This is a genomic window from Kribbella sp. NPDC048928 (assembly GCF_043197975.1).
GTDB lineage: Bacteria > Actinomycetota > Actinomycetes > Propionibacteriales > Kribbellaceae > Kribbella.
Genome location: NZ_JBICUC010000001.1, coordinates 169,521 through 192,928 on the forward strand (window position 1 = coordinate 169,521; position 23,408 = coordinate 192,928).

The following is a 23,408-nucleotide window of genomic DNA, read 5'->3' on the forward strand; positions in this document are numbered from 1 at the left end:
GCAAACAACACGATTTGGTGCGGGTAAGGGAGTCACAAGCCGCCACAGCGGCCGGTTCAGGTCAGACCCGAAAGTCGACGGTGAGCTCCCTTCCCGCCCGGACATTCTCACCAGCCGACGCACTGCTATGCAAGGGTTTGGTGAAGACAAATTCCTACCGACAGTTGATTCAGATAACGCTTCGTGATCGATCCACCGGAGCGGGCCATGAGAGCGCTGATACAGCCGTACAGACGGTCACGCCGCTGTGTTGTCAAGGCCCGATGGCCCGAGTACGACGACAGAAGTTCGAGGTACTCGGCGGTCGAATACTCCTGCTCCCACACGTACCGGCGGCACTCAACAGACCCGAACCTGCCGGACTCCCCAAGCTCCCCCGACCCGTCCGGCAGATCGTCCGCACGCGCTGGCCCGTCCCCCACCGGGTCGTCGGTGAACCGGGCATAGCAGGACTGCACGTCGGCGAAGAACTGCTCCGACCCACCGGCAACGTGCTGCGTCGACACGACGGCCAGCGCACCGCCCGGTCGCAGCAGGTCTGCGCAGCGCTGAACGCGCGTCGCCGGGTCGAGCCAATGGAAGGCGGTCGCCGAGATGACCAGGTCGTACGACGCCACCGGCAGCTGCCACGTGTCGAAGTCCGCGACGACCACCTCGACCGTCGGGAGCTTGCGCCGCAGAACCTCCGCGAGCCCAGGACCGAGCTCGACCGCGGTGACGGACCAGCCGCGCTCCACCATGGCGGCGGTCGCCTGGCCGGTGCCGGGCCCGATCGCAAGCACTTTCGGGCGGTCGCCGACCACCCGCGCGAGCTCGTCGAAGAGCTCGCGGGGATAGCCGGGCCGGACGCGGTCGTACAGCTCCGCGTCCTCACCGAACGTCTGCCGGAGGGTCTGTCGGCTCACCCGTCCAATGCTGCCCGACCCGCCTCCAAACGTGCCACCGGAAGCCGGAACGGCGAGCAGGACACGTAGTCGAGGCCCACCTCGTGGAAGAAGTGGATGCTGTCCGGGTCGCCGCCGTGCTCGCCGCAGATGCCGAGCTTCAGGTCCGGCTTGGTCGCCCGGCCGCGCTCCACACCGGTACGGACCAGCGCACCGACGCCCTCGCGGTCGATCGACTCGAACGGCGACACCGCGAAGATCCCCTTCTCCAGGTACCGGGAGAAGAACGCGCCCTCAACGTCGTCCCGGCTGAAACCCCACGTGGTCTGGGTCAGGTCGTTGGTACCGAACGAGAAGAAATCGGCCGCCTCCGCGATCTGGTCGGCGATCACCGCGGCCCGCGGCAGCTCGATCATCGTCCCGATCGGAACCTCGACACCGACCTCGGCCAGCACCCGCTCCACCTCGTCACGCACCAGATGCAGCTCCTGTACGGCGCCGACGAGCGGAATCATGATCTCCGGCCGCGGGTCCTTCCCCTGCTCGCGTAGCTCGACGGCCGCAGACGCGATCGCGCGTACCTGCATCGCGAACAGGCCGGGGATCACCAGGCCGAGCCGTACGCCGCGGAGGCCAAGCATCGGGTTCTGCTCGTGGAGCCGTTCGACCGCCGCGAGCAGCGCCGCCTCGTGCCCCGGCTGCTCACCGCGTTCCCGTGCGACCGCGACCTTGACCGCCAGCTCCTCCATCGACGGCAGGAACTCGTGCAGCGGCGGGTCGATCAGCCGGATCGTCACCGGCAGCCCGTCCATCGCGCCGAGCAGTTCCAGGAAGTCCCCGCGCTGCAAGGGTTCCAGCTCCGCCAGCGCGGCCTCGCGCTCCTCGTCGTCGGCGGCCAGGATGAGCCGTTCGACGGACTCGCGCCGCTCCCCCAGGAACATGTGCTCGGTCCGGCACAGCCCGATGCCCTCGGCCCCGAACCGTCGCGCCCGCGCCGCGTCGTCCGCGGTGTCGGCGTTGGTCCGTACGCCGAGTCGCCGGACGTCGTCCGCGTGGCTGATCAACCGGTGCACCGCCACGACCAGCTCGTCGCCCGCGTCCGGCGCGAGCGTGCCCTCGAAGTACTGCACGACCGGGGACGGTACGACCGGGACCTCGCCGCGGAACACCTCGCCCGTGGTGCCGTCGATCGAGATCAGCTCGCCGGCCTCCAGCACCGTACCGCGAACGGTAATGGTGCCCTTGGCAACGTTCACGTCGAGCTCCTCGGCGCCGCACACGCAGGTCTTGCCCATGCCCCGCGCGACCACGGCCGCGTGCGACGTCTTGCCGCCGCGGCTGGTCAGGATGCCCTGCGCCGCGATCATTCCGTGCAGGTCGTCGGGGTTGGTCTCCTTGCGGACCAGGATCACCTTCTCACCGCGTTCGGCGGCCTCGACGGCGGCGGCCGACGTGAACACGACCTTGCCCGACGCCGCGCCCGGCGAGGCGCCGATCGCCTTGGTGATCAGGTCCTTGCTGGCATCGGCGTCGAAACGCGGGAACATCAGCTGCGCGAGCTGCGCGCCCTTGACCCGCTGCAACGCCTCGTCGGTGTCGATGACGCCCTCGTCGACCAGGCTGGTCGCGATCCGGAACGCCGCCGCCGCGGTCCGCTTGCCGACGCGCGTCTGCAGCATCCACAGCTTGCCGCGCTCGACGGTGAACTCGATGTCGCACAGGTCGCGGTAGTGGCCCTCGAGCGTCGCCATGATGCGCATCAGGTCGTCGTACGAGGTCTTGTCGAGCTGCTCGAGCTCCGCCAGCGGAACCGTGTTGCGGATGCCAGCGACGACGTCCTCGCCTTGGGCGTTCTGCAGGTAGTCCCCGTACACGCCGGGCTGTCCGGTCGACGGGTCGCGGGTGAACGCGACGCCGGTGCCCGAGTCCATGCCGAGGTTGCCGAAGACCATCGAGCAGATGTTGACCGCGGTGCCGAGGTCGGCCGGGATCCGCTCCTGCCGGCGGTAGAGGATCGCGCGGTCGGCGTTCCAGGAGCCGAAGACGGCCTCGATCGCCAGGTCCATCTGCGTCCGCGGGTCCTGCGGGAACTCACGGCCGGTGCGCTCGTGCACGGCCTGCTTGAACGTCTCCACCAGCGCCTTGAGGTCGGCCGCGTCCAGGTCGAGGTCGTTGCGGGTGCCCTTCGCCTGCTTCGCCGCCTCGATCGCGTCCTCGAAGATGTCGCCGTCGAGGCCGAGCACGGTCTTGCCGAACATCTGGATCAGCCGCCGGTACGCGTCCCAGGCGAACCGCGGGTTGCCCGAGTGGTGCGCGAGCCCGTTCACCGAGTCGTCGTTGAGACCGACGTTCAGCACCGTCTCCATCATGCCGGGCATCGACACGGCGGCTCCGGAGCGGACCGAGACGAGCAGCGGGTCGTCGGCCTGACCGAGCTTCTTGCCCATCTTCTGCTCGAGCAGGTGGACGTGGTCGTCGATCTCGTCGGCGAGGTCGGCCGGTACGGCTCCGGTCTCCAGGTAGACCCGGCAGGCGTCGGCGGTGATCGTGAATCCGGGTGGTACCGGCAGGCCGAGATTGGTCATCTCGGCCAGGTTCGCCCCCTTGCCGCCGAGGAGCTGTTTCAGATCCTTGTTGCCTTCGGCGAAGTCGTAGACGAGTTTCGGCACGGTCACTCCCTGGGTTGCAGGTGGGTGTGTTTCAGGCGCGGGCAAGTGGCCCGCTGGCCGGTCGGCAACAGCGGCGGCGGCGTGCTTTCAGAGTAAGCCCCAAAACCAGTCCAGTTGAACACTGGTCTCACGATGCCGACGTGACGCTGCCCACAGACCGAAGGCCGGAAAACCCTTACAGCGTTGACAACGCGAGACAATCGTCCGGTTTCCTGCCCAACGCAGAAGGAGGGTGTTACCCGCCTTTCCGACGGGCAACACCCTCCTTCTCAGACTGCTACAACTTGCGTCTGGTGCGCAGGTAGTCGCCGACAACGGCGGCTCCGAGGCCGTCCGCATCGGGCGCCAGCACCCGTCCGCCGCTCCGGCGGGCGAGCAGGTCGACGAACGCGTTCAGGCGCGGATCGTCACCGAGCCGGAAGACCGTCAGCGAGGCGCCGAGCTTGGCGAGCCGATCGACCTCGAAGATCGTCTTGCGGAGCGTGGCCGGCTCCGGCGGGTACGAGAACTCCGCCGTACCGTCGGGCTCCAGGTGCGCGGTCGGCTCGCCGTCCGTCACCATCAGTACGACCGGTTGGGCATCCGGATGCCGCCGCAGGTGCCGGCCGGCGAGCAGCAGCGCGTGGTGCGCGTTGGTGCCCTGCTCCCAGGTGCCCTCCATCCCGATCAGTTGCGGCAGCTCCACAACCCCTGCGTACCGTCCGAACGTGATCAGCTGCAGCGCGTCGTTGCGGTACCGCGTCGAGATGAGCTGGTGCAGCGCGAGCGCCGTCCGCTTCATCGGGAGCCAGCGGCCCTCCTGCACCATCGACCAGGAGGTGTCGACTAGCAACGCGACCGCGGCCCGGGCCCGGTGCTCGGTCTCGGCGATCTCCACATCCGCGACGTCGAGCTTCACGCCCCCGCCGCCCCGATGCGCAGTCCGCAGCACAGCATTCCGCACCGTACGCGGAACGTCCCACGGCTGGGTGTCACCGAACTCCCACTGCCGCGTAGATCCACTCAGCTCACCGGCCGCGCCCGCGTTCGACGCGTCGCGCTCGCCCGATCCCCGAGCCGTTCGCAGTACGTCGGCGAGCGCCGTCTGACCGAGCCGCCGCAGCGCCTTCGGCGACAACTGCAGCGAGCCGTCCGGCGCCCGCTCGATCAGGCCCTGATCGCGCAGTTGCCGCTCCAGCTCACTCAGCCGACGGGCATCGACGGTCGCCTCGTCGCCGAGCTGACGGGTGAGGGCGTCGAGGTCGATGTCCTCCAGCCGCGCACCGGGGTACGACTGCGCCAACTGCTCGGCGAGCGCATCCAGCTCGGCCAGATCGGACATCGCCTGCGCGCCCTCGGCGAGACCGAGTGGATCGTCACCACTCATCCGCTCCGACCCCGACCAGTCCTCTCCCGGTCGCAGGGACTGCAGTTGCGCGTCGAGCTGCGACAACTGCTGGGACAACTGCGCGTTGCCGAACGCCTGCTGCGACAGCTCCATCAGCTCGGCCCGCTGCTCGGGCGTCATCGAGTTCATCATCCGCTGCGCCGCGGCGGCCCGCTGCGCGAGCGCGTCGATCAGCTCCTCGACGTTCTGCGGGTTCTCCGGGAAGAACTCGCCGTGCTTGGCCATGAATTCGTCGAACAGCTGCGGTACGTCTGGACGCCCCTGCGCATGCGCCGCGAGCAACGCATTCAGGTCCGTGAGCATCTCGTTGATCCGCTCGACGTCCTCAGGAGTCGTCTGCTGCAGCGCCTCCTTCATGCCCTCGAACCGCGACCCGAGCAGTTCACGGCCGAGCAGTTCGCGGATCTCTTCGTACTTCTGCCGGGCCTCCGACGACTCCCATTGGTAGTTCGCCAGCTCCCGCACGGCGGCAGCCGTACCGGAGGGAAGCGCGTCGAGCTCGGCCTCCTTGAAGCGGGCGTCGTCGGACGGGTTCGGGAACAGCTCGCGGCGCTCGGCCTCCAGCGCCTCGTCGAGCAACCGCTGGACGTCCTGCAGGGTGCCATCGAGGTTGTGCCGCCGTTGGATCTCGCGGCGGCGCTCCCACAACCGGCGGGTCAGATCGTCCAGGCCCTGGGTGTTCCGGGTACCGCGCCGGAGCATCTCCTCCAACGCGGACCGCGGCGACGCCCCGTTCATCACGTCCCGGCCGATCTCGTCCAGAGCGTCCCGCAGGTCCGCCGGTGCCTGCAGAGGATCCGGTCCGTCGTGCCAGGGCCCGTAGGACCAGCCTTCAGGTAGGGAACTCATTTCAGGCTCCGTACACCGTGGTGTCGTCGTCGGCGTCCTTGGCGACCCGTTTGGACAGATACAGCATCTCGAGGGCGAGCTCGATCGCGGCGGCGATCCGGCCGGACGAGTCGTCCGGCTCGACACCGGCGCGGGCGGCGACGTCGTGCAGGACCGGCAGTTCGGGCAGCGCGGCCAGCACCTCACGACCGGGCACCCGTTCACCCGTGGTCACAAGGTTGCCGTTGGCAACAGCGTTGGCGAGCGGCGCGAGGTCGAGCCCGGCGAACCGCTCGCGGGCGGTGTCGGCCACCGAGCGGCGCAGCAGGTACTCGAGCAGCTCGATCTCGCGCCCCTCCTCGCCGGGTTCGAACTCGAGCTTGCCCCGCAGTACGGCCGGAACCGCCTCGAGGTCGACCGGCCGGGCGACGGCCGGCTCCTCGCCGGTGATCGCGGAACGACGCAATGCGGCGGCCGCGATCGTCTCGGCCGCGGCGACCGCGAACCGCGCGGAAACCCCGGACCGCTGGTCGATCGACGTCGACTCGCGCAGGTGCCGGACGAACCGGGCCAGCACCTCCAGCAGCGGCTCGCCGACCTCGGCAGTGAACTCGGCCTCCTGCCGGATCACGTCCACCTCGGCGTCGATGTCGAGCGGGTAGTGGGTCCGGACCTCGGCGCCGAAGCGGTCCTTCAGCGGGGTGATGATCCGGCCACGGTTGGTGTAGTCCTCAGGGTTGGCCGTTGCCACCAGCAACACGTCGAGCGGCAGCCGCAGCGTGTACCCGCGGACCTGGATGTCGCGCTCCTCCATCACGTTCAGCAACGCGACCTGGATGCGCTCGGCGAGGTCCGGGAGCTCGTTGATCGCGACGATGCCGCGGTGCGCCCGCGGGACCAGCCCGAAGTGGATGGTCTCCGGGTCGCCGAGGCTGCGGCCCTCGGCAACCTTCACCGGGTCCACGTCGCCGATCAGGTCACCGACACTCGTGTCCGGCGTGGCCAGCTTCTCGGCGTACCTCTCGCTGCGGTGGATCCAGCGGACCGGCAGGTCGTCGCCGAGCTCGGCCGCGCGGCGCTTGGATTCCGGGGTGATCGGGTCGAGCGGGTGCTCGGGGATCTCGGCGCCGTCGATCACCGGGGTCCACTCGTCGAGCAGGCCGATCAGCGTCCGCAGCAGCCGGGTCTTGCCCTGGCCGCGCTCACCGAGCAGTACGACGTCGTGGCCCGCGAGCAGGGCGCGTTCGAGTTGCGGGATCACCGTGCGGGTGAAGCCGACGATGCCGGGCCAGGGATCGCGCCCGGCACGGAGTTCTTTCAGCAGGTTGTCACGGATCTCGGCCTTGATCGACCGGGGAAGATGTCCGGCGGCCCGGAGGTCACCAGCCTTACGAGGGAGTTCAGCAGGTGCACTAGTCACTTGAACGACGTTAGCTCGCTCAACCCAAAATGCGCCCGCGATATCTCAACGCCTGGGCGTCACTCTCCCGGACACGAACACGTGGTTCGGGGCGAAGGTCACCGGCGACCACGGATGCTCCGTGGATTCGCGGGTGACGAAATGGTTGCCGTCGGCGGGCTCGGCCGGGCGCAGTTCGTACTCGTGGACGGGGTCGTCGGAGAAGGACAGCCGGTCGCCCGTGGCCTGGTAGAGCATGACGAGTTGGCCTTCGCGTTCCTCGACGTCCAGCCGCACGCTGGCGCGCTCGTACCGTCCCACGTGGCGGTCGTCGACCGGGGCGTCGATCGGCTGCGGCGCCTCCGGGTGGGCGACGCCGGCGTACTGCGTGAACACCTCGGAGGCGAGCGGCTCGAACAGCCGGGTGCCGTTGCCGGAGTTGGTCAGCAGGCACATGATCAGGCGCGCCTCCGGGTCGATCCGGAGGAACGCGAGCTGCGAGATCGTCGTCCCGTCGTGACCGAACAGCCGCCGGCCGCCCCAGTCGTAGATGCGCCAGGTGAGGCCGAGGTCGACGAACCCGCCGATGCCGGCCGCGAACGGCACCTGCGGCACCTGCATGGCGGCGTACCGCTCTGTCAGATGCAGTTTGGCGAACTCGAGCAGGTCGGCGGCGCTCGCGGTGATCGTCCCGGCGGGGCCGATGCTGCGCGGGAGCTGCCAGGTCTGCACCCGTGAGCCGTCTGTCGCGAGGTGACCGACCGCGGCGTTGTGCAGCAGCGCCTCCTCCGGCAGCGTGACGGTGTGGGTCAGGCCGAGCGGCTCGATCAGACGGGCCTTCAGCGACTGGTCCCAGGTGCGGTTGTCGAGCACCTCGATCAGGCGACCGAGCAGGACGAAGCCGGCATTGCAGTACGAGTACGCCGTACCGGGCTCGAAGAGCTGGTCGACATCGGCGAGCAGAGCGACGTACCGCTCGAGGCAGTCGTCACCGCGACCGGTGTCGGTGAACAGGTCGCCGTCGATGCCGCTGGTGTGAGTGAGGAGGTGATGAACCGTGATCCTGTTGTCAACAGGTGCCTCGGGCAACAGTTTGACGATGGTGTCGTCCAGGTCGATCCGCCCCTCGGCGGCCAGCTGGACGATCATCGACGCGGTCCAGGGCTTGCTGACCGAGCCGAGCTGGAAGAGCGAGTCGGCGGTGGTGGGTGTCTGGGTCGTGCTGTTCAGAATCCCGTACGGCACGATCGTCGTCTCGCCGTCGTGCCAGATCCCGAGCACCGCCCCGGTGACCTCGGCCGCCACCGCCAATTCGTTCAACCGCGCAGACCAGTCAGGCATGCAGCCAACCTACTTCGTGAATCCTTCCAGCGCGGCGCGAATATCGGCCCACGCAGCGGCCTCGTCCAGGCCCCGCTCGAGCAGGATCTTGGTCGCGATGCCGGCCTGGTCGCGGTAGAAGGCGAGCAGAAGATGCTCGGTGCCGACGTAGTTGTGACCGAGCGTCAGCGCCTCGCCGGCGGCGCCCTGCAGGACGTGCGCGGCGCGTCGCGTGTACGGCGGGTTCTCGGCGTCGAGGCTCAGCGGCTCCCCGGTGCGTTCCCGGGTCGGGCTCAGCGCCTCGACCGCCGTACGTACCGAGTCCTCGGTGATGCCATGGTCGATCAGGATCTTGGTCGCGATCGAGTCGGGCTGCTTGTACATCCCGAGCAGCAGATGCTCGGTGCCGACAAAGTCGTGGTTGCGCTCGGCCGCGACCCCGGCGGCTGCCTGTACGACGGACCGTGCGCGCTGGGTATAGCGCTCGAACGCCGGACGGGCGGTCCACGAGTCGGCGAAGCGCTTGTGGGCGGCCTGCTTGCTGACGCCGAGCACGGCGCTGATCTCCACCCAGGACTTGCCGGCGCCGCGCGCGCGGTCGACGAAGAACCCGAGCGCGGCGTCACTGGTGCTGGTGAGTTCGGTGATCGTCGCCGCGGCGGTGGCGAGCTGCGCGAGCTCGTCCTCACTGCCGGCGTCGGCCTTGATCGTCGTGATGAGCTGCTGCAGATCCGGTCCAGGAGTCATGCCGTCAACCCTAGGTTGACAGAGCTTCGGCGTCAACCTTGGGTTGACGCCGAAGGTGGCGTCTAGGGTTTGGCCTCGTGGACGGGATTCCTGATGTGATCGCGGACGGGTTGCGCGTGCTGTTCTGTGGGATCAACCCGGGGCTGATGTCGGCCGAGACCGGGCACCACTTCGCGCGGCCGGGGAACAGGTTCTGGCCTGCGCTGCACCGCAGTGGCTTTACGCCGCGTCAGCTCGCCCCCGCCGAACAAGAGGAACTGCTGACCTACCGCCTCGGGATCACGAACGTGGTCGACCGTCCGTCCGCGAAGGCAGCCGAGTTGTCCCGCGCCGAGTTGCTGGCCGGCGGGGAGAACCTGGTGAAGAAGGTGCTGGACGTCCGGCCCGAGTGGCTTGCGGTGCTCGGAGTCACCGCGTACCGGGACGCTTTCGGCGACCGTACGGCCACCGTCGGCAGGCAGGACCTCACAATCGGCACCACCCGCATCTGGGTCCTGCCGAACCCGAGCGGCCTGAACGCGCACTTCACCCTCCCCAAACTGACCGAGGCCTTCGGCGAGTTGAGGCTGGCCGCAGAGTAGCTGTCGTCGCGGTTTTGGAACGCAGTCGCTGATGGCCTGACACCACCTGTTCGGCAGGATGGGGGCATGCGTCTGGCGGAGTTGCTGCAATCGATCGACGGGCTCTCGTACGGACAGCGCGTACGCCTGCTCGCCGACCGCGCCTCGGAGTTGGTCGGGTTGCTCGGCGAGCTCGGGCGCGGCAGTTCGTTCGAGCGCGTTCTCGGGCTGCAGCTCGCCGAGATCACGCGGGACACCGAGTACGTCAGCCGGATGCTGCGCGACCCGGATCCTGCCGTGCAGTTCCGGGCGCTCGCCGCCGTGGGGCGCGGCGTACCGGTCACCGACGACGACCTCCGGATCCTGTACGACGACGCGCCGGCCGCGTTGCGCCCCAAACTCGTGGCGCTCGTACGGAGGCAGCGGCGGGAGCGTCTCGCCGTACGGTTGATCGACGAGCACCGGGCGCGCTGGGGCGATGTCGCCGCGACGGGACTGCTCGATGCGACCGATCACGCGACGCTCGAGCGGCTGCTCCCGGAGCTCGCGTACTGCGTGACGCCGGGGACCTGGCGGCGGCTCGCGAAGCATTATCCGGAGCAGGTGCTCGCCTTCGCACGGCAGACGCTGCCACTCGGTGAGGATCGCGACGAGTGGTGGCAGGGCGTGGGGCACGGCGTGGCTGCCACGCTTGACGTCGAGTTGATCAAGGAGGCGCTGCCAGCGCACGACCTGCCGATGGCGGTGATCGACGTCATCGGGCAACTGACGGATCTGGATCCGCGCGGCGTACTGGCGCTGTTGCTCGCGCCAGACCGGCGGGGCACGGTACGCAAGGCGCTGACCCCGGCCTTGCGACGCCGCCTGTACCGGTACTCCGACGACGAGTTGGCCGAGCTTGGGCGGATCCTCTGGCCGGATCTGACTGAGCTGCTGCGCGAGCTGGCTCCGTCGCGGCGGAAGCGGCTGTTCGAGGCCGTGACTCAGGAGGTCGACCTCGGGCAGGCGCGGTTGCCCGAGGGGCTGCTCCGGGTGCTTCCGCAGGCGGTACGGGTCGAGCAGGCGCGCCGGATGCTGACGCTGCCGGTGATCGCGGACGACAGTGCGCTGCGGCGTCGGATGACCGCGGGGTTGCCGTACGACGAGGCGTTCGCCTTGCTCGAGGCCGAGGTCAGGGACCCGGATGCTGGGGTGCGGAGCTCGGTCTATCAGGCGGTCGTGCGCTCTGCTGCTGCGGCTCGGCGGCCGGAGCAGGTCGTGCAGGCTGTGGGGTGGGCCGCGGAGCGGGTGCGCAACGATCAGGATCCGGTGCGGCTCGCCGTGCTGCATACGGTCGCGGACGTGTCGCCGGTGCTGTTGACCGAGGCGTTGACGGGGCCGCTCGAGACCCTGCTCGAGGATGCGCTGAACGCGCGCGACACGTCGTGGGCGACCCGGCGGGCGCTCGGGCGGATCGCCGAGCGAGCCGTCGTACAAGGTGCCCTGGGCAACGAATCGCGAGTGCTGGACTGGGGCCTGCGGGCGCATGCGCGGTTGTCGGAGAACATCGGCGCGCTCACGCTCGATAGGATCGTTGACAATCTACCGCGTGGGCGGGAGGTCGCGGTCTACGACGTACTCCGGCCGGCGATCGAGGCTGCGGCGAAACGGAACGAGTTCGGGCTCGCGTTCGCCGTGGCGGCATCGTTCGGGCGGCGGGCGTGGCGGCTGGACCACCTGCAGAACGTGCTCGAGCAGGCGGTCTGGTCGAACCAGGAGAACACGGTCGAGCGAGCCTGCCGGTACTGGTTGGATGCGCCACCGACCCGGTCGGAGCGGGTTGAGCGGATCATCCGCCGGGACGTGCGGCTCGCGCGCTGGCATCCGGTGTGGTGGCTGGTGACCGAACTCCGGACCGACCTGCTCGACCCGGTGTTCGCGGCGGCGGACAGCATCCGGCGGTTCGATCGGAACAGTCCGTCGTGGGAGGTACCGGCGTATGCGCTGCGCTTGTGGCTCCCTCGGCAGCAGGCCCAGTACGCGTCGTTGCTGGCCGGCGTTGCCCGTGACCAGGGGATGCCTGAGTGGTACCGGGCGGCGGCCGTGAAGACGCTCGGTCAGGTGCCGACGTCCGGCCGTCCCGCTCTGGACGAGTTCTTGGCGAGTGACGACGTACTGCTGCAGGAGGCTGCGCTCGCGGGTCTCGCGTGGACGAACCGGCCGGATCAGGTGCTGCCGTTGTTGCTAGAACATGCCGGTGACGATCGGGCGCGCGTGGCGATGTATGCCGCGGCGCGGGCGGCGCGGTTCGTACGGCCGAGTTTGCTGCCGGGGCTGCTGCAACCGGTGCTGTCCGGCGCGGGCTTGAAGGTCACGTCGCGGAAGTCGGCGGTGCGGATGCTCGGTGAGCTGCGGGCACCCGGTGCTGGTGCCGTACTCACGCAGGCCTGGGCGGACGCGCACCGGGACGTCAGGGCAGCGATCGCGAGTACGGTGGCGCAGCACTTGCTGTACGACCCTGCCGCTTGGGCTGCTCTGGAGCAGGCTGTACATGATTCGCCGGCCACCGCGGTGGTGCTCGGTGCGCGTTCGGCGTACGACGTGCCGCTCGCCTACCGGTCGCGTTACGCCGACCTGCTGATCGCGGTCACTACCCGTTCGGAGCCGGAGGTGGTTGGTCCGACGCTGCTTGCGCTGCCGCAATGGGCACGCCACAACCGTGCCGCTGCAGGGGTTTGCGCCGACTTCGTCACCGATCTGGCACTGCGCAGCCGCGTGTGGTCGGATGCGATCATCGCGCTGGTGTCGATCGTGGCGTCCAATCCGCCGGACGGGCTGCCAGAGCTTGTCGACTCCATCCGGCTGCTGGTCCGTCTCGAGGAGGATCCCGCCCTTCCGAACGCCACCGCCGACCGGGACCATCCTGCTCGGCAACGAATGATCCAGTTGGTCGATCGGCTCACCGGCCGACTGGGAGGACGCTCGGCCGAGACTCGTAGTCATCTCTCGCTGGTGGCGGCTGAGCTCACCGCACCCGACTACCTCACGGAGCGGTTGCAGCTACTCCTGCTGGCAGCACCGCGCGCGATGGACGCCGTCGGTGAGCTGCATGAGGCTGTCGCCGACGACCTGTTGGCTGCCGACGATGCAGCCGATCTCCTCCGCGCGCGCCTCCAGGCAACCGAGGCCAACTGGTCTCCGGCCGAACTGCTCCCGCTCGCCGAATCCCTCGTCCAGGCAGCCGATCCAGCCTCCGGCCTGCTCGCCCACGCCGTCCTGTCCACCGCCGCCCCACGCAACGGCTGGTCAGCCCCCTGGCGCACCCTACTAATTGCCCTACGCAACCACCCCACCCCAGCCATCCGCCGCCAAGCCCTGGCCCTAACCACCACCCCGGAGTAACAACCCCCGCCCAATCAACCACCCGTCCTGACCACTCCCCCTGGCCATCCACCGCCTTCCTCCTGGCCATCCACCGCCCTCCCCCTGCCACGTCCCACGCCCGGCCGCCACCCCGGGTTCCCCTCGGCCCACCTCGTTCTCTACCCCCGCCCCACTTCCCCCCGGCCCACCTCGTTCTCTACACCTAGGCCTCGTCGTCGTCCTGCGTGCTTGCGTTCGTGTTCGCCTCGTCCTTTGCCTTTGCCTCTGCCTGGGCTTCGCGGGCTCGTTTGCGGCGTTTGCCTTCGTGCATGGCGGCGACTCGGGCGACGGGAATCGCGCGGCCCTCCTCCAAGAGGTCCTCGGGAATTGCCTGCAGGGCGGGAAGCGAGTCGGCCCACGGATCGCCGTCGCCCAGGAGGCCCGGCGCCGTCCGGACCGTGAAGTCCCGCGGCGACACGTTCTCCACTTCGTCCCAGCTCACCGGGAACGACACCGTCGTCCCCGGCCGAACCCGCGGACTGTACGCGGCCACGATCGTCGCTCCACCCGCGCGAGTGGAGTCGACGAACACCTTCCCGTGCCGCTCCTCCTTGACGTACGCCGTGGTCGCGACCGAGGGATCCAGCTTCTCCGCCCGCGCCGCGATCGCCCGCGTCGCCGCCGCCGCATCCTCGATCGTCACATTGTCAACAATCGGAACGATGACATGCACGCCCTTCGCCCCGCTTGTCTTCACCGCGCCCGCCAGTCCGGAGTCGGTCAGCGCCTGCCGCACCAGCAACGCCGCCTGGACCGCCATCGCGAACGTCTCGCCCTCCGGCGGGTCCAGGTCGAGTACCAGGTGCGTGACGCGGTCCCAGCGATCGGCGCGCATCAGCGTCGGGTGGTACTCGACGGCCCGCTGGTTGGCGAACCACAGCAGCGTCCGCCGGTCGTCGCACAACGCGTACGAGACCTCGCGCTTGGACGCCTGCGCCCACACCTGCACGGTCCGCACCCAGTCCGGCGTGTACTTCGGAACGTTTTTCTGCATGAACTTCGGCTGCCCCGGCCGGATCCGCACCACCGACAGCGGGCGTTCCCGCAGCTCGGGCAGGATCCGCTCGTGCACAGCGTCCAGATAGTCGACCAGATCCCGCTTGGTCGCCTCCGCCCCGTCGAACAGCGGCTGATCAAGGTTGGTCAGATCGACCCCGTCGCGCGTCTCGTCCGGCTTAGTCGCCATTCCCCGAGCTTAGGAGGCGGACGAGGGTATCGAGAACCACCTTTTCCTCTCCGGGTCGCAGGGTCTGCGGATTCAGGGCGATCGCGTCGTCCGGCAGCCCGTACGTTCCGACCGAGACTCGCGGGTCGCCCTCGAACAGTTGCCGCACCACTTCGTCGCGGTCCCTGGCGAGCCGCAGTACGGCGCGACTGTGCGGCTGACCGGCCTCGCTCGGGTACCCGCGCTCCACCACAACGCCCGGGAGATCTTGCAGCCCCGCGATCCATCCGTCGACCACGCGTTCGTACCCGGCCAGCATCTCGTCCTCGTCCTGCTCCAACGTCCACTCGACCGCGGCGAGCAAGCCCATCAGCTCTTCCTTGCCGACCTTCATCCCGCGTCCGATCTCGTGCAGCGGCGACGTGTGCGCCCGGACTCGCTCGACCAGCCAGCGCTTCCCGAGCACCAGTCCACTGGCTTGCGGCCCGCGCAAACCCTTGCCTCCGCTGACGAGCACCGCATCGGCCCCGATGTCGCGCGTGAACCGCCACAAGCTCGCCACCGGCGGAATCTGAGCGGCCGCATCGACCAGAACCGGAACGCCAACCTCTCGAGCGACACGCACCACGTCCTCGATCGGCAACGCGCCCTCGGCGTAGTGGGCTCCCGCGAACCACAACACGCATGCGGGCTTGCCGGCGAGTGCCGTACGCAGCTCGTCTTCCGACGGTCCGATCTCGACGACGCGCACGCCGAGGAACCGGGCCGAGTAGTCGTAGCCGTTGCGTTGGGACCTGAACATCACCACCTCGGCGTCCGCCGGGAACGCCTGCGACTCAGTGGTGATGCACGCAGCAACGGTCAGCGTGATCGCGGCGGCGGCGCCGGAGGTTACGTACGCCGCCTCGTTGTGGGTCAGCTCTGCCAGCCGCTCCCCCGCCCGCTGGTTCAACTCGGGCAGGTCCACGAACTGCGCCGCCGCGTCCGCCATCGCCTTGAGAACCGGAGGCGGCATCAACGAGCCCCCCAGTACCGTGACCGTCGCGTTGGCGTTGATAACCGGCCGAACGCCCAGCGGGCCACTGCGGTCACTGCGGCCGCCTCGGTCGCCTCGGTCGCCTCGGTCGCCTCGGTCGCTGCGGTCGCTGCGGTCGCTGCGGTCGCTGCGGTTGCTGCGGTCCGGAAGGGGTGCCGGTGATGACGCTGGCGGCGTAGACGGTCGTGGGGTCGGTGGAGTCGTCATGCGACGAACTTCGACATTGCCGGTACGCCCGATCGCTCCGCCAGCCACGCATCGAGGAAGTCGTTGTCCGTCCCATCGAGGTGCGTAACCCGGTACACCTCAGGATCCGGCAACGCCGCGAGCAACGACTGGCACCAGTCCTCGTCGTCCACGGACAGCAAGGTCCGTCCGATGACCGCCGACGCGTGGCGCGTCGGATCGTAGTACGCGAGGGTTGTCGACAATCCTTCTGCAGACGATCCACTGCGTAGCTGATCGTTCAGCTCCTCCAGTGGGTAGAGGCACGACTTCAGCCGGGCCTCCATCGCTCGATAGAACAACAGGTCCGTCACCCGTACCGACCCGAACCCGGGCCGGCGCGCGGCTGTCAGCACCGCGAGGTCGTCACCGGTCACCGCGACGCGTGCCGGATCTACTTCTGCCAGCCCGAGCAGGAATTCGGCAGCTCGTAGACAATCTGCCGCGATCCCGCGATAGACGTACGTCGACGGGTCGTCGATTCCTATTGTCAACAATCCTGGATAGGCGGCCGCGAACCCGTCGTCGGCCAGTCGCTGGCCGCGGTGCATCAGGCTGAGGACGACGTACCTGCTCCGGTCGTTCGGATGCGGGATGTTGTTGACGCTGCCGTACCGCGGGGTGATCAGCAGGCCGGGGAACGGTCCGTCGCCGGACGGGATGCTGAGGTTGCCGTACACGCGGTACGGGCCGGTGCTGGTCAGCCGCACTGTGTAGAAGGTGGCCTCGTCGGTGGTGCGCTCAGGTACCAGTTCGAGGACCGGGCGCGCGGGGATCGCCGCAAGTTCCGCGTCGACGGCGGCCCAATAGTCGTCGAAGGTCCGCTCGGGGGTTGGGCCGGAGGTCGGCTCGGGGGTTGGGCTGGAGGTCGGCTCGGGGGTTGGTTCGGAGGACTGTTCGGGGGTCATGGGGTCACCGTCCTGGGGTGAGGTGCTCGGCGAGGAAGTTCTCAACGATCCGCATCACGTCTGGCAGGCCGGCGTGATGTGCGCAGTGCGGGTACGTGTGCAGCGTCTTCTCGCACGTGAGGACCCGGTGCAAGGCGAAGCCGGTCTCGGGTGGGCAGACGTCGTCTTCGAGTCCGAGGTACAGCAGGGTCGCGGCCTGGACCTTGGGCGCGAAGTTGAGCCCGTCGTAGTACGCGACCGTCTCGCGTACGCGGTCGACATCCTTCGGGTGGATCCGGAGGTACTCGTTGATCTCCTCGTACGGGTACGAGCGGGTCAGCGTCGGCGCGGTCATGATCCCGCAGAGGTAGGGCGCGCCGGCGGCGATGCAGCGGATCACGCCGGGCATCACCGCGGCGGTGGAGATACCGAGGCCACCGCCCTGGCTGGAGCCTTGGAGTCCGATCCGCTGATTGTCGACTTCAGGACGATCCAGCAATACTTCGACTGCGCGGACGACGTCGAGGTAGAACCCGCGATAGCCGTACGTGTTCGGGTCCACGATGTTGTGCGTCAGCAAGCCTGGGTAGCCGGGGTTGAAGATGTCGTTCGAGCGGAGCTTTCCGCGCGGGGCGACGGCGAGGGCTGCGTAGCCGAGTTCGGCCCACTCTTTGGGGATGGTTGGTTCCGAGATGTAGCCCGGGATGGTCACCAGGCCGGGTAGTGGGCCAGGGGTGTCGCGGGGCACTGCGTACCAGCCGGCGATCCGTAGACCGCGGTAGCTGGTGAAGTGCAGATCGTAGACAATCACCGTGTCTGTGGAGAGGGCCGGCATTTCGGTGAGTACCGGGTCGAGCGGGTAGGACGCGCAGTCTGCGAGGCCGGCCGCCCAGAAGTCGTCGAAGTCCGCGGGCAGGTCGACCTCGACGGTCGCGTTCTCGGGGTCTCTCAAGAGCATTCCTCTCATTGCAAGTCGATCACCTGCGCACCGTGCCGGCCGGGTCACGGGCCTGCGGGCCGTGGGGGAAACAGGTGGTGGTGCGGGGGCCTGCTGTGCCGGGGGCGGGTGTGGCGGCGCTGGTCGTGTCGTGAGGAAAACAGGTGGTGGTAGGGCGGCGCTGGTCGTAGTGGACGGGGGTCGTAGGTGTGGCGGGCCTGGTCGAGTCGTGCGTGGAGCGAGTGGTGGGAGGTCGGGCGGATCAGGGCGGGCCGCTCGTGGTGGTGCGGGGTGGGCTGCTCGTGGTGGTGAGGGTGGGTGGTTATTGGGGGGCGTGGAGGGCTTGGCCGGTGGTGGGGTTGAAGAGGTGGATGCGGTGCGGGTTCAGGGCTACGTGGACCGTGCTGTCGTGGCCCAGGCGGAAGGGGGTGGGGACTCGGGCCTTCAGGAGTTCGCCTTCTACGTTCACGGTGACGAGTACGTCGGGGCCCAGCGGCTCGGAGACGAAGACCTTTCCGGGGTGATGGCCGTCGGCGGGGGTTGTGGAGAGGGTGATGTCTTCGGGGCGGATGCCCAGGACCACGGCCGGATCGGCGGGTTCGGCGCTGACGTCCAGGGGCTGGGTGAACGCGGCCGAGCGGAACGTACGTACGCCGTCGACGTCGGACAGCGTGCCGGTGACGAAGTTCATCGGGGGCGAGCCCATGAACGACGCGACGAAGCGGTTCGCCGGGCGTTCGTAGATCTCCTCCGGGGTCGCGCACTGCTGGACGACACCGTTGCGCATCACCGCGATCCGGTCCGACATCGTCATCGCCTCGACCTGGTCGTGCGTGACGTAGATGAACGTCCGGGCGACGTCCACGTGCAGCCGCTTGATCTCGGCGCGCATCAGGACCCGGAGCTGGGCGTCGAGGTTCGACAGCGGCTCGTCGAGCAGATACGCACCCGCGTCCCGCACGATCGCCCGGCCGAGCGCGACCCGTTGGCGTTGTCCACCGGAGAGTTCACGCGGCTTGCGGTCCAGCAGGTCCTCGATGTCCAGCGTCCGCGCGGCCCGCAATACCTCCTCGGCGATCGTTGCCTTCGGCACCCGCATCATCTTCAGCGCGAATCCGATGTTCTGCCGGACCGTCTTGTGCGGGTAGAGCGCGTAGCTCTGGAACACCATCGACACGTCCCGCTTGTTCGCCGGCAGCCAGCTGACCGGCTTGCCGTCGAAGAAGATGTGGCCCTCGGTCGCGCGTTCCAGCCCGCAGATCATTCGTAGGGTTGTCGACTTTCCACAACCGGACGGTCCGACGAGCGTCAGGAACTCCTGGTCCTCGACGGTGAGATTCAGATTGTCGACGGCCACCTTGCCGCCGAACGACTTGGTGACACCTTCCAGACGTACTTCGGCCATGCGCGTCAGCCCTTCACAGATCCGGCGGCCATGCCCTGCACCAGCTTGCGCTGGAAGAGCAGGGCGAGCACCAGGGGTGGGACAACCGCGAGCACTCCGGCCGCGGCCATCACGGTGAACTGGGTGTTGAAGTCGGTGGCGAAGTTCGCCGCCACCACGGGGATCGTCTTCGCCGCCTTCGTACTGGTCAGGAACAGCGCGAACATGAACTCGTTCCACGCGGTCATGAACGCGAACACGGCCGCCGCGACCAGCCCGGGCGCCGCGACCGGCAGGAACACCGTCCACATCGTCCGGAACCAGCCGCACCGGTCGACCCGCGCAGCCTCCTCGAGCTCCCGCGGCACCGACCGGAAGAAGTCCTTCAGGATCCAGATCGTGATCGGCAGCGCGAACGTCGTGTACGAGAGGATCAGCGCCAGGTACGTGTCCAGCAGCCCGAACGACCGCATCAGCAGGTAGAACGGGATGATGATCGCGATCCCCGGCACCATCCGGGTGAGCAGGTACAGCACCAGCAGCACCTGACTGCCGCGAAACTTCAGCCGCGAGAACGAGTACGCCGCGAACGTCGCGAGCACCAGATTCAGCACCGCGGTCGAGGTCGCGACGATCAGGCTGTTCCGCAACGAGTACGGCGTCTCCGACACCGCCCGCCCGCCGACCAGCTCCTGCGCCGCGTTCGGCCGCACGAACCCGAGGTAGTTCTCCAGCGTCGGGTGTACCGGAACCCAGTGCGGCGGCACCGAGATCGCGTCCACCTCGTGCATGAAACTCATCGCCACGATCCAGTAGAACGGCAGCACCAGGTACAACGCGAACCCGGCCGCCAGCACATACAACACAATCTTCTTCCACGGAATCCGATACCGGACCGGCACTTTCACGACGGTGCTCATACGTCGAAGTTTCCTTTCCGGTAGAGGAGGCCGATGTAGGCGACGGAGATGAGGAGGGTGATCGCGGTGATCACCCAGGCGTAGGCGCTGCCCAGGCCGAAGTCGGTGAAGGTGAGGACGGTCTGTACGTCGAGGAGCGCGATTGTCGTGGTGGCATCGCCGGGGCCGCCGCCGGTCAGGACGTAGATCGTGTCGAAGGCCCGGAACGCGTTCATGGTCTCGAGGATCAGCACGATCAGCAGCGGGTGCAGCAGCCACGGCACGGTGACCTGGGTGAAGCGCCGCCAGGCGCCGGCCCGGTCGACCGTTGCCGCGTCGTACAGCTCCGAAGGGATTGTCGACAATCCGGCGAGGAGAATGATGACCGAGAACGGCAAGGTGTTCCACACCTGAGCCAGCGCGGTGAACAAGAACGCGCCGGTTCCCGACGTCAGCCAGGCGTGGTACCCGTCGATCAGCCCGAGTTGCTGCAGCAGACCGTTCAGCGCACCGGTCTTGGCGTCGAAGATCGTCCGCCACATCAGCCCGTTCACCACCCCGGGCATTGCCCAGGGCAACAAAGCGAGGCTGAGCAGCACCCCACGGCCGTGGAACCGTTCGTTGAGCACCAGCGCCAGGACCAGCGCGAGCACGACGGTGAGCCCGAGCACGACCACCACGAACAGTGCCGACACCTTCAGCGCGTTCAGGAACGCATGGTCGCTGAACAGCGACGTGTAGTTGCCGAACCCGATGAACCGCTTGGCCCGCGGCCGTTTCAGGTTGTTCTTCTGCAGGCTGACGTAGAACGAGTACCCGATCGGATACGCGACCAGCAGGGCGATCACCACCATGGCCGGGGCGTTCAGCGCCCAGGCCTTGGCGTTGTCCCCCAGCGGCCGCCGTTCGGCAAGCCCGGAGCGCCCGGCTGAACCGGAGCGTCCGGCGAGCCCGGAGAGCCCAGCCATGCTCAGGAGTACTTCTTCTTGAGCGTGCCTGCGGTCTGCGCCAGCGAGTCGACCGCGGCCGACGGCTGAGTCTGGTTGCTCAGCACTCCCTGCACGACCTTGTGCATCTCGGTCTCGAACTCCGTATACCAGGGCACACCGAGTACGTTGCGCGGCTTCGCGATCTCGGCCAGGTGGGTGTAGATCGCCGGATCCGCGAACTTCTTGAGTGCCGCGGTGATCGTCGGATCGTTGACCATCGCTTTGTAGGCAAACCCGAGCCCACGCTGCAGGAACCAGAACTTGGCCGTGTACGGCACCTTCTTGTCGTCGTACCCACCGAGGTACGTCAGCAGCTTGAACGCGTTGTCCTTGACCTCGGTGTCCTTGGACAGCCCGTACATGCGGGTATTGCTGACCGTCGCATGCTCCTTGCCGTCCAGGCTCGGGACGAGGGCCATCTTGATCTTCCCGGCCGCCTTCGACTTGGCCGGGTCGTTGTAGTCGCGGCTCGCGTACCGGGCGCCGATCGTGTACGCGTACCGATTGGCCTTCATCGCATTGTCGACAGGCACCGGCAGCAACTGCAGCGACGCCGGATCGATCACCTTCGACTTGGTCGCGGCCTGCTGCAGCCAGGTGAACACGTCCTTGGTGACGGTGTCGGACGTGTTCATGATCGGGTTCTGCTGGTCGTCGAACAGGTTTCCGCCGCTGCCGAACACCAGCGCCCACACCCACGACCACCAGGTGTCGGACAACTGCGCGGGCAGACCGATCGGGTACTCCAGCAGGCCGGCGTTCTTGATCTTCACCGCCTGTGCCTCGAGCTCCTCGAGACTCGCGGGCGCCTTCGTGATCCCTGCCTTGGCGAGGATTCCGGCGTTGTACGTCAGGCAGTTGGCGTCGGTGTAGTACGGCAGGCCGTAGCGCTTCCCGTCGTACGTCATCGCCTCCGCGTTGCCCGGATAGATGGCGTTGTAGATCTCGTCGACGCCGTCCATCCCGTCGAGCGGTTGCAGGTACTCGCCGTCGACCCAGGCCGCGAGCGAGTCGTCGTACACGTAGAGCGCGTCCGGCCCGCCGCCACCGGTGAATTCGGCGACGACCTTCTGGACGTACTGCGCACTCGTGATCGGGGTGTAGTTGACCTTGACGTTGCTGGTCTTGGTGAAGTTGTCGAGGTTCTGCTGAACCAGTGCTGCCTCGTAGTCCCAGCCCTCGAACTTCACGCTGCCGTCACCGGAACCGCCTCCGGAGGAGGACGAACCGTTCGAGCAGGCGGACAGTACGGCGGGCGGGACCAGTCCGAGACCGGTCAGCTTGAGGATGTGGCGGCGGGTGAGCTCCATGGTTGTGCCTCCAACGCTTGGGCGATGCGCAGTCGGTACAGACGCGTCGGGCGTCCTTTGGGGTGGTGCTGGGCGGTGCCCTCGACGCTCACCAGGCCGCCGGCGTCGAGGGTCCGGATCAGGCGGCGCCCGCTCTGGTCCGTGATTCCGAGATGACCGGCAAGCTCTCCAGGCGAGAGCGTGCGGCCTTGCAGTTCCTGGTCCAGCGCGGCCAGCCGGGAGACGGTGGTGGCGCTCAGACCGACGTACTTCGCGAGGCGTTCGACGTCGTCGCCGTGCGAACGGTAGGAGTACCGCAGCGCCGCTCCGACCGGCCCCATCGGGCCGATCACGACACCGCTGTCCTCGAACAGGTACGCGCAGGGTTCGACAGCCAGCTCGGCCCGCGCGGCGGCCTGCTCCGCGAGCAGGACGCAGTTGCGCGCCGAGACTCCGACGCCGAAGCCGGCCGAGATCCGCGCGCCGAGCGCCGCGGCGGCCTCGGCGAGCGCCGGTACGGCGACCCAGTTGCGGGTGATGCGTTCGAACAACGCCTTGTGGGCGAAGACGACGACACCGCGGCGCCCACGGTTCTCGATCCAGGCGCCGGCGAACTCGGGGGTGTTGTGCAGGTGGTTCATCAACGCGATCCGGGCGCGTTCCTCGTCCGGCGCGTCCGAGATCAGGAAGACCCCGGCCGCGAACCGCTGCGCACTGGCGCGATCGGACTCGATACGCAACGCCAGTTCGTGCAGCTCGGTACGGATCGTGGCCGGCACCGGCATCCCGCTCATGATCGGGATCTGCCCGGAGAGCTGTCCCCGGACAGCGGCCCGCACGCTGATCACGTAGCTGCGTTCACCGAACCGCGCGAACGCGTCCCGGTGGAACGCCACGATCTCGTCGACGCTCTGACTAGGTGCATAGGGCAAGCAGTCGATCTGGTCCTGATCGAGGTCCAGTGCGGTAGCGACCGCTTCGACAGCCTCTGCCGGGAACGTGTCGATGCTGACCGGCGTACGGCCCCAGCCGCGTTCCTGCGCACGGTAGAGCGCGAGCGTGAGGTCGAGCGCCGACGAGCGGATCACGCCGACCGGCAGGCCGGGTGGGAGGAGTTCCTGGCTCGCCGTGTACGGCACCGGGCCGGCCAGGAAGCCGTCGAGCCGTGTCGTACTCAGGAACTCGGCGACCTTGTCGCGGATCTCGTCCTCGTGGTCGTAGCTGACCCACTCGAGATCCACACCGCTCAGCGTCCGCGCCGCGTCGTGGAACAACTCGTGATGGGTCACGTGGGTGACGACCCCGATCACGATGTCCACGGCACTCCTCCGGCCTGCCAGGCGGCTCATTTACGAACTATGTTCGGAAGTGACTCGTAAATCACATGCCGTCCAAGGTCCC

Annotated in this window: 17 protein-coding genes; 2 read left to right on the forward strand and 15 right to left on the reverse strand. The window is 68.2% G+C overall.

Features of this window, described 5'->3' with window-relative positions; all coding sequences use genetic code 11:
- Positions 1-125: 125 nt before the first annotated feature.
- From ACGFI6_RS00725 to ACGFI6_RS00750, 6 genes are all read right to left on the reverse strand, one after another.
- Positions 126-905, reverse strand: a complete 780-nt coding sequence (locus ACGFI6_RS00725; RefSeq protein WP_393114024.1) for a class I SAM-dependent methyltransferase — start codon at positions 903-905, stop codon at positions 126-128.
- On the reverse strand, positions 902-3,553 hold the full coding sequence (gene ppdK / locus ACGFI6_RS00730) for a pyruvate, phosphate dikinase (protein ID WP_393114025.1): 2,652 nt from the start codon (positions 3,551-3,553) through the stop codon (positions 902-904). Before ppdK ends, ACGFI6_RS00725 begins: the two co-directional genes overlap by 4 nt.
- 277 nt (positions 3,554-3,830) lie before the next feature.
- Positions 3,831-5,789, reverse strand: coding sequence for a VWA domain-containing protein (locus tag ACGFI6_RS00735; RefSeq protein WP_393114027.1), 1,959 nt, complete (start codon positions 5,787-5,789; stop codon positions 3,831-3,833).
- Position 5,790: 1 nt separating this feature from the next.
- On the reverse strand, positions 5,791-7,188 hold the full coding sequence (locus tag ACGFI6_RS00740; protein ID WP_393114029.1) for an ATP-binding protein: 1,398 nt from the start codon (positions 7,186-7,188) through the stop codon (positions 5,791-5,793).
- Positions 7,189-7,233: 45 nt separating this feature from the next.
- Entirely contained in the window at positions 7,234-8,508 is a 1,275-nt protein-coding gene (locus ACGFI6_RS00745) for a serine hydrolase domain-containing protein (RefSeq protein ID WP_393114032.1), read from the reverse strand.
- Positions 8,509-8,517: 9 nt separating this feature from the next.
- A complete protein-coding gene (locus ACGFI6_RS00750) occupies positions 8,518-9,234 on the reverse strand; it encodes a Clp protease N-terminal domain-containing protein (protein ID WP_393114033.1) in 717 nt (238 codons plus the stop codon).
- 77 nt (positions 9,235-9,311) lie between these two features.
- Here ACGFI6_RS00750 and mug point away from each other — a divergent pair, with 77 nt between their 5' ends.
- Entirely contained in the window at positions 9,312-9,815 is a 504-nt protein-coding gene (mug, locus tag ACGFI6_RS00755; protein WP_393114036.1) for a G/U mismatch-specific DNA glycosylase, read from the forward strand.
- 66 nt (positions 9,816-9,881) lie between these two features.
- Positions 9,882-13,175: a hypothetical protein gene (locus ACGFI6_RS00760; protein WP_393114038.1), complete on the forward strand. Its 3,294-nt coding sequence runs from the start codon at positions 9,882-9,884 to the stop codon at positions 13,173-13,175.
- Between the two features lie 184 nt (positions 13,176-13,359).
- On the opposite strand, the gene ligD is transcribed toward ACGFI6_RS00760, so the two are convergent.
- From ligD to ACGFI6_RS00805, 9 genes are all read right to left on the reverse strand, one after another.
- Positions 13,360-14,382: a non-homologous end-joining DNA ligase gene (gene ligD, locus ACGFI6_RS00765; protein ID WP_393114041.1), complete on the reverse strand. Its 1,023-nt coding sequence runs from the start codon at positions 14,380-14,382 to the stop codon at positions 13,360-13,362.
- Positions 14,372-15,376 (reverse strand): aminotransferase class V-fold PLP-dependent enzyme, encoded by a 1,005-nt coding sequence (locus ACGFI6_RS00770; RefSeq protein WP_393114043.1) that lies wholly within the window; start codon positions 15,374-15,376, stop codon positions 14,372-14,374. The genes ligD and ACGFI6_RS00770 overlap by 11 nt, the downstream gene beginning before the upstream one ends.
- Before the next feature lie 224 nt (positions 15,377-15,600).
- A complete protein-coding gene (locus ACGFI6_RS00775) occupies positions 15,601-16,530 on the reverse strand; it encodes an acetylxylan esterase (protein WP_393114045.1) in 930 nt (309 codons plus the stop codon).
- Between the two features lie 4 nt (positions 16,531-16,534).
- Entirely contained in the window at positions 16,535-17,467 is a 933-nt protein-coding gene (locus ACGFI6_RS00780) for an acetylxylan esterase (protein ID WP_393114048.1), read from the reverse strand.
- Between the two features lie 301 nt (positions 17,468-17,768).
- Positions 17,769-18,851, reverse strand: a complete 1,083-nt coding sequence (locus ACGFI6_RS00785; RefSeq protein ID WP_393114050.1) for an ABC transporter ATP-binding protein — start codon at positions 18,849-18,851, stop codon at positions 17,769-17,771.
- 5 nt (positions 18,852-18,856) lie between these two features.
- Positions 18,857-19,750 (reverse strand): carbohydrate ABC transporter permease, encoded by an 894-nt coding sequence (locus ACGFI6_RS00790; protein ID WP_393114052.1) that lies wholly within the window; start codon positions 19,748-19,750, stop codon positions 18,857-18,859.
- Positions 19,747-20,697, reverse strand: a complete 951-nt coding sequence (locus ACGFI6_RS00795) for a carbohydrate ABC transporter permease (protein ID WP_393114054.1) — start codon at positions 20,695-20,697, stop codon at positions 19,747-19,749. Before ACGFI6_RS00795 ends, ACGFI6_RS00790 begins: the two co-directional genes overlap by 4 nt.
- 2 nt (positions 20,698-20,699) lie before the next feature.
- Positions 20,700-22,028: an extracellular solute-binding protein gene (locus ACGFI6_RS00800; RefSeq protein ID WP_393114056.1), complete on the reverse strand. Its 1,329-nt coding sequence runs from the start codon at positions 22,026-22,028 to the stop codon at positions 20,700-20,702.
- Entirely contained in the window at positions 21,995-23,356 is a 1,362-nt protein-coding gene (locus tag ACGFI6_RS00805; protein ID WP_393114058.1) for a hypothetical protein, read from the reverse strand. The genes ACGFI6_RS00800 and ACGFI6_RS00805 overlap by 34 nt, the downstream gene beginning before the upstream one ends.
- Between the last annotated feature and the right edge of the window lie 52 nt (positions 23,357-23,408).

Bases quoted from the DNA above. Each gene is read 5' to 3' on its own strand.
- ACGFI6_RS00795 (WP_393114054.1), bottom strand. From the start codon at position 20,697: ATGGCTGGGCTCTCCGGGCTCGCCGGACGCTCCGGTTCAGCCGGGCGC.
- ACGFI6_RS00735 (WP_393114027.1), bottom strand. From the start codon at position 5,789: ATGAGTTCCCTACCTGAAGGCTGGTCCTACGGGCCCTGGCACGACGGA.
- ACGFI6_RS00805 (WP_393114058.1), bottom strand. From the start codon at position 23,356: ATGAGCCGCCTGGCAGGCCGGAGGAGTGCCGTGGACATCGTGATCGGG.
- ACGFI6_RS00745 (WP_393114032.1), bottom strand. From the start codon at position 8,508: ATGCCTGACTGGTCTGCGCGGTTGAACGAATTGGCGGTGGCGGCCGAG.
- ACGFI6_RS00750 (WP_393114033.1), bottom strand. From the start codon at position 9,234: ATGACTCCTGGACCGGATCTGCAGCAGCTCATCACGACGATCAAGGCC.
- ACGFI6_RS00770 (WP_393114043.1), bottom strand. From the start codon at position 15,376: ATGCCGCCTCCGGTTCTCAAGGCGATGGCGGACGCGGCGGCGCAGTTC.
- ACGFI6_RS00760 (WP_393114038.1), top strand. From the start codon at position 9,882: ATGCGTCTGGCGGAGTTGCTGCAATCGATCGACGGGCTCTCGTACGGA.
- ACGFI6_RS00780 (WP_393114048.1), bottom strand. From the start codon at position 17,467: ATGCTCTTGAGAGACCCCGAGAACGCGACCGTCGAGGTCGACCTGCCC.
- ACGFI6_RS00775 (WP_393114045.1), bottom strand. From the start codon at position 16,530: ATGACCCCCGAACAGTCCTCCGAACCAACCCCCGAGCCGACCTCCAGC.
- ACGFI6_RS00790 (WP_393114052.1), bottom strand. From the start codon at position 19,750: ATGAGCACCGTCGTGAAAGTGCCGGTCCGGTATCGGATTCCGTGGAAG.
- ACGFI6_RS00800 (WP_393114056.1), bottom strand. From the start codon at position 22,028: ATGGAGCTCACCCGCCGCCACATCCTCAAGCTGACCGGTCTCGGACTG.
- ACGFI6_RS00785 (WP_393114050.1), bottom strand. From the start codon at position 18,851: ATGGCCGAAGTACGTCTGGAAGGTGTCACCAAGTCGTTCGGCGGCAAG.
- ligD (WP_393114041.1), bottom strand. From the start codon at position 14,382: ATGGCGACTAAGCCGGACGAGACGCGCGACGGGGTCGATCTGACCAAC.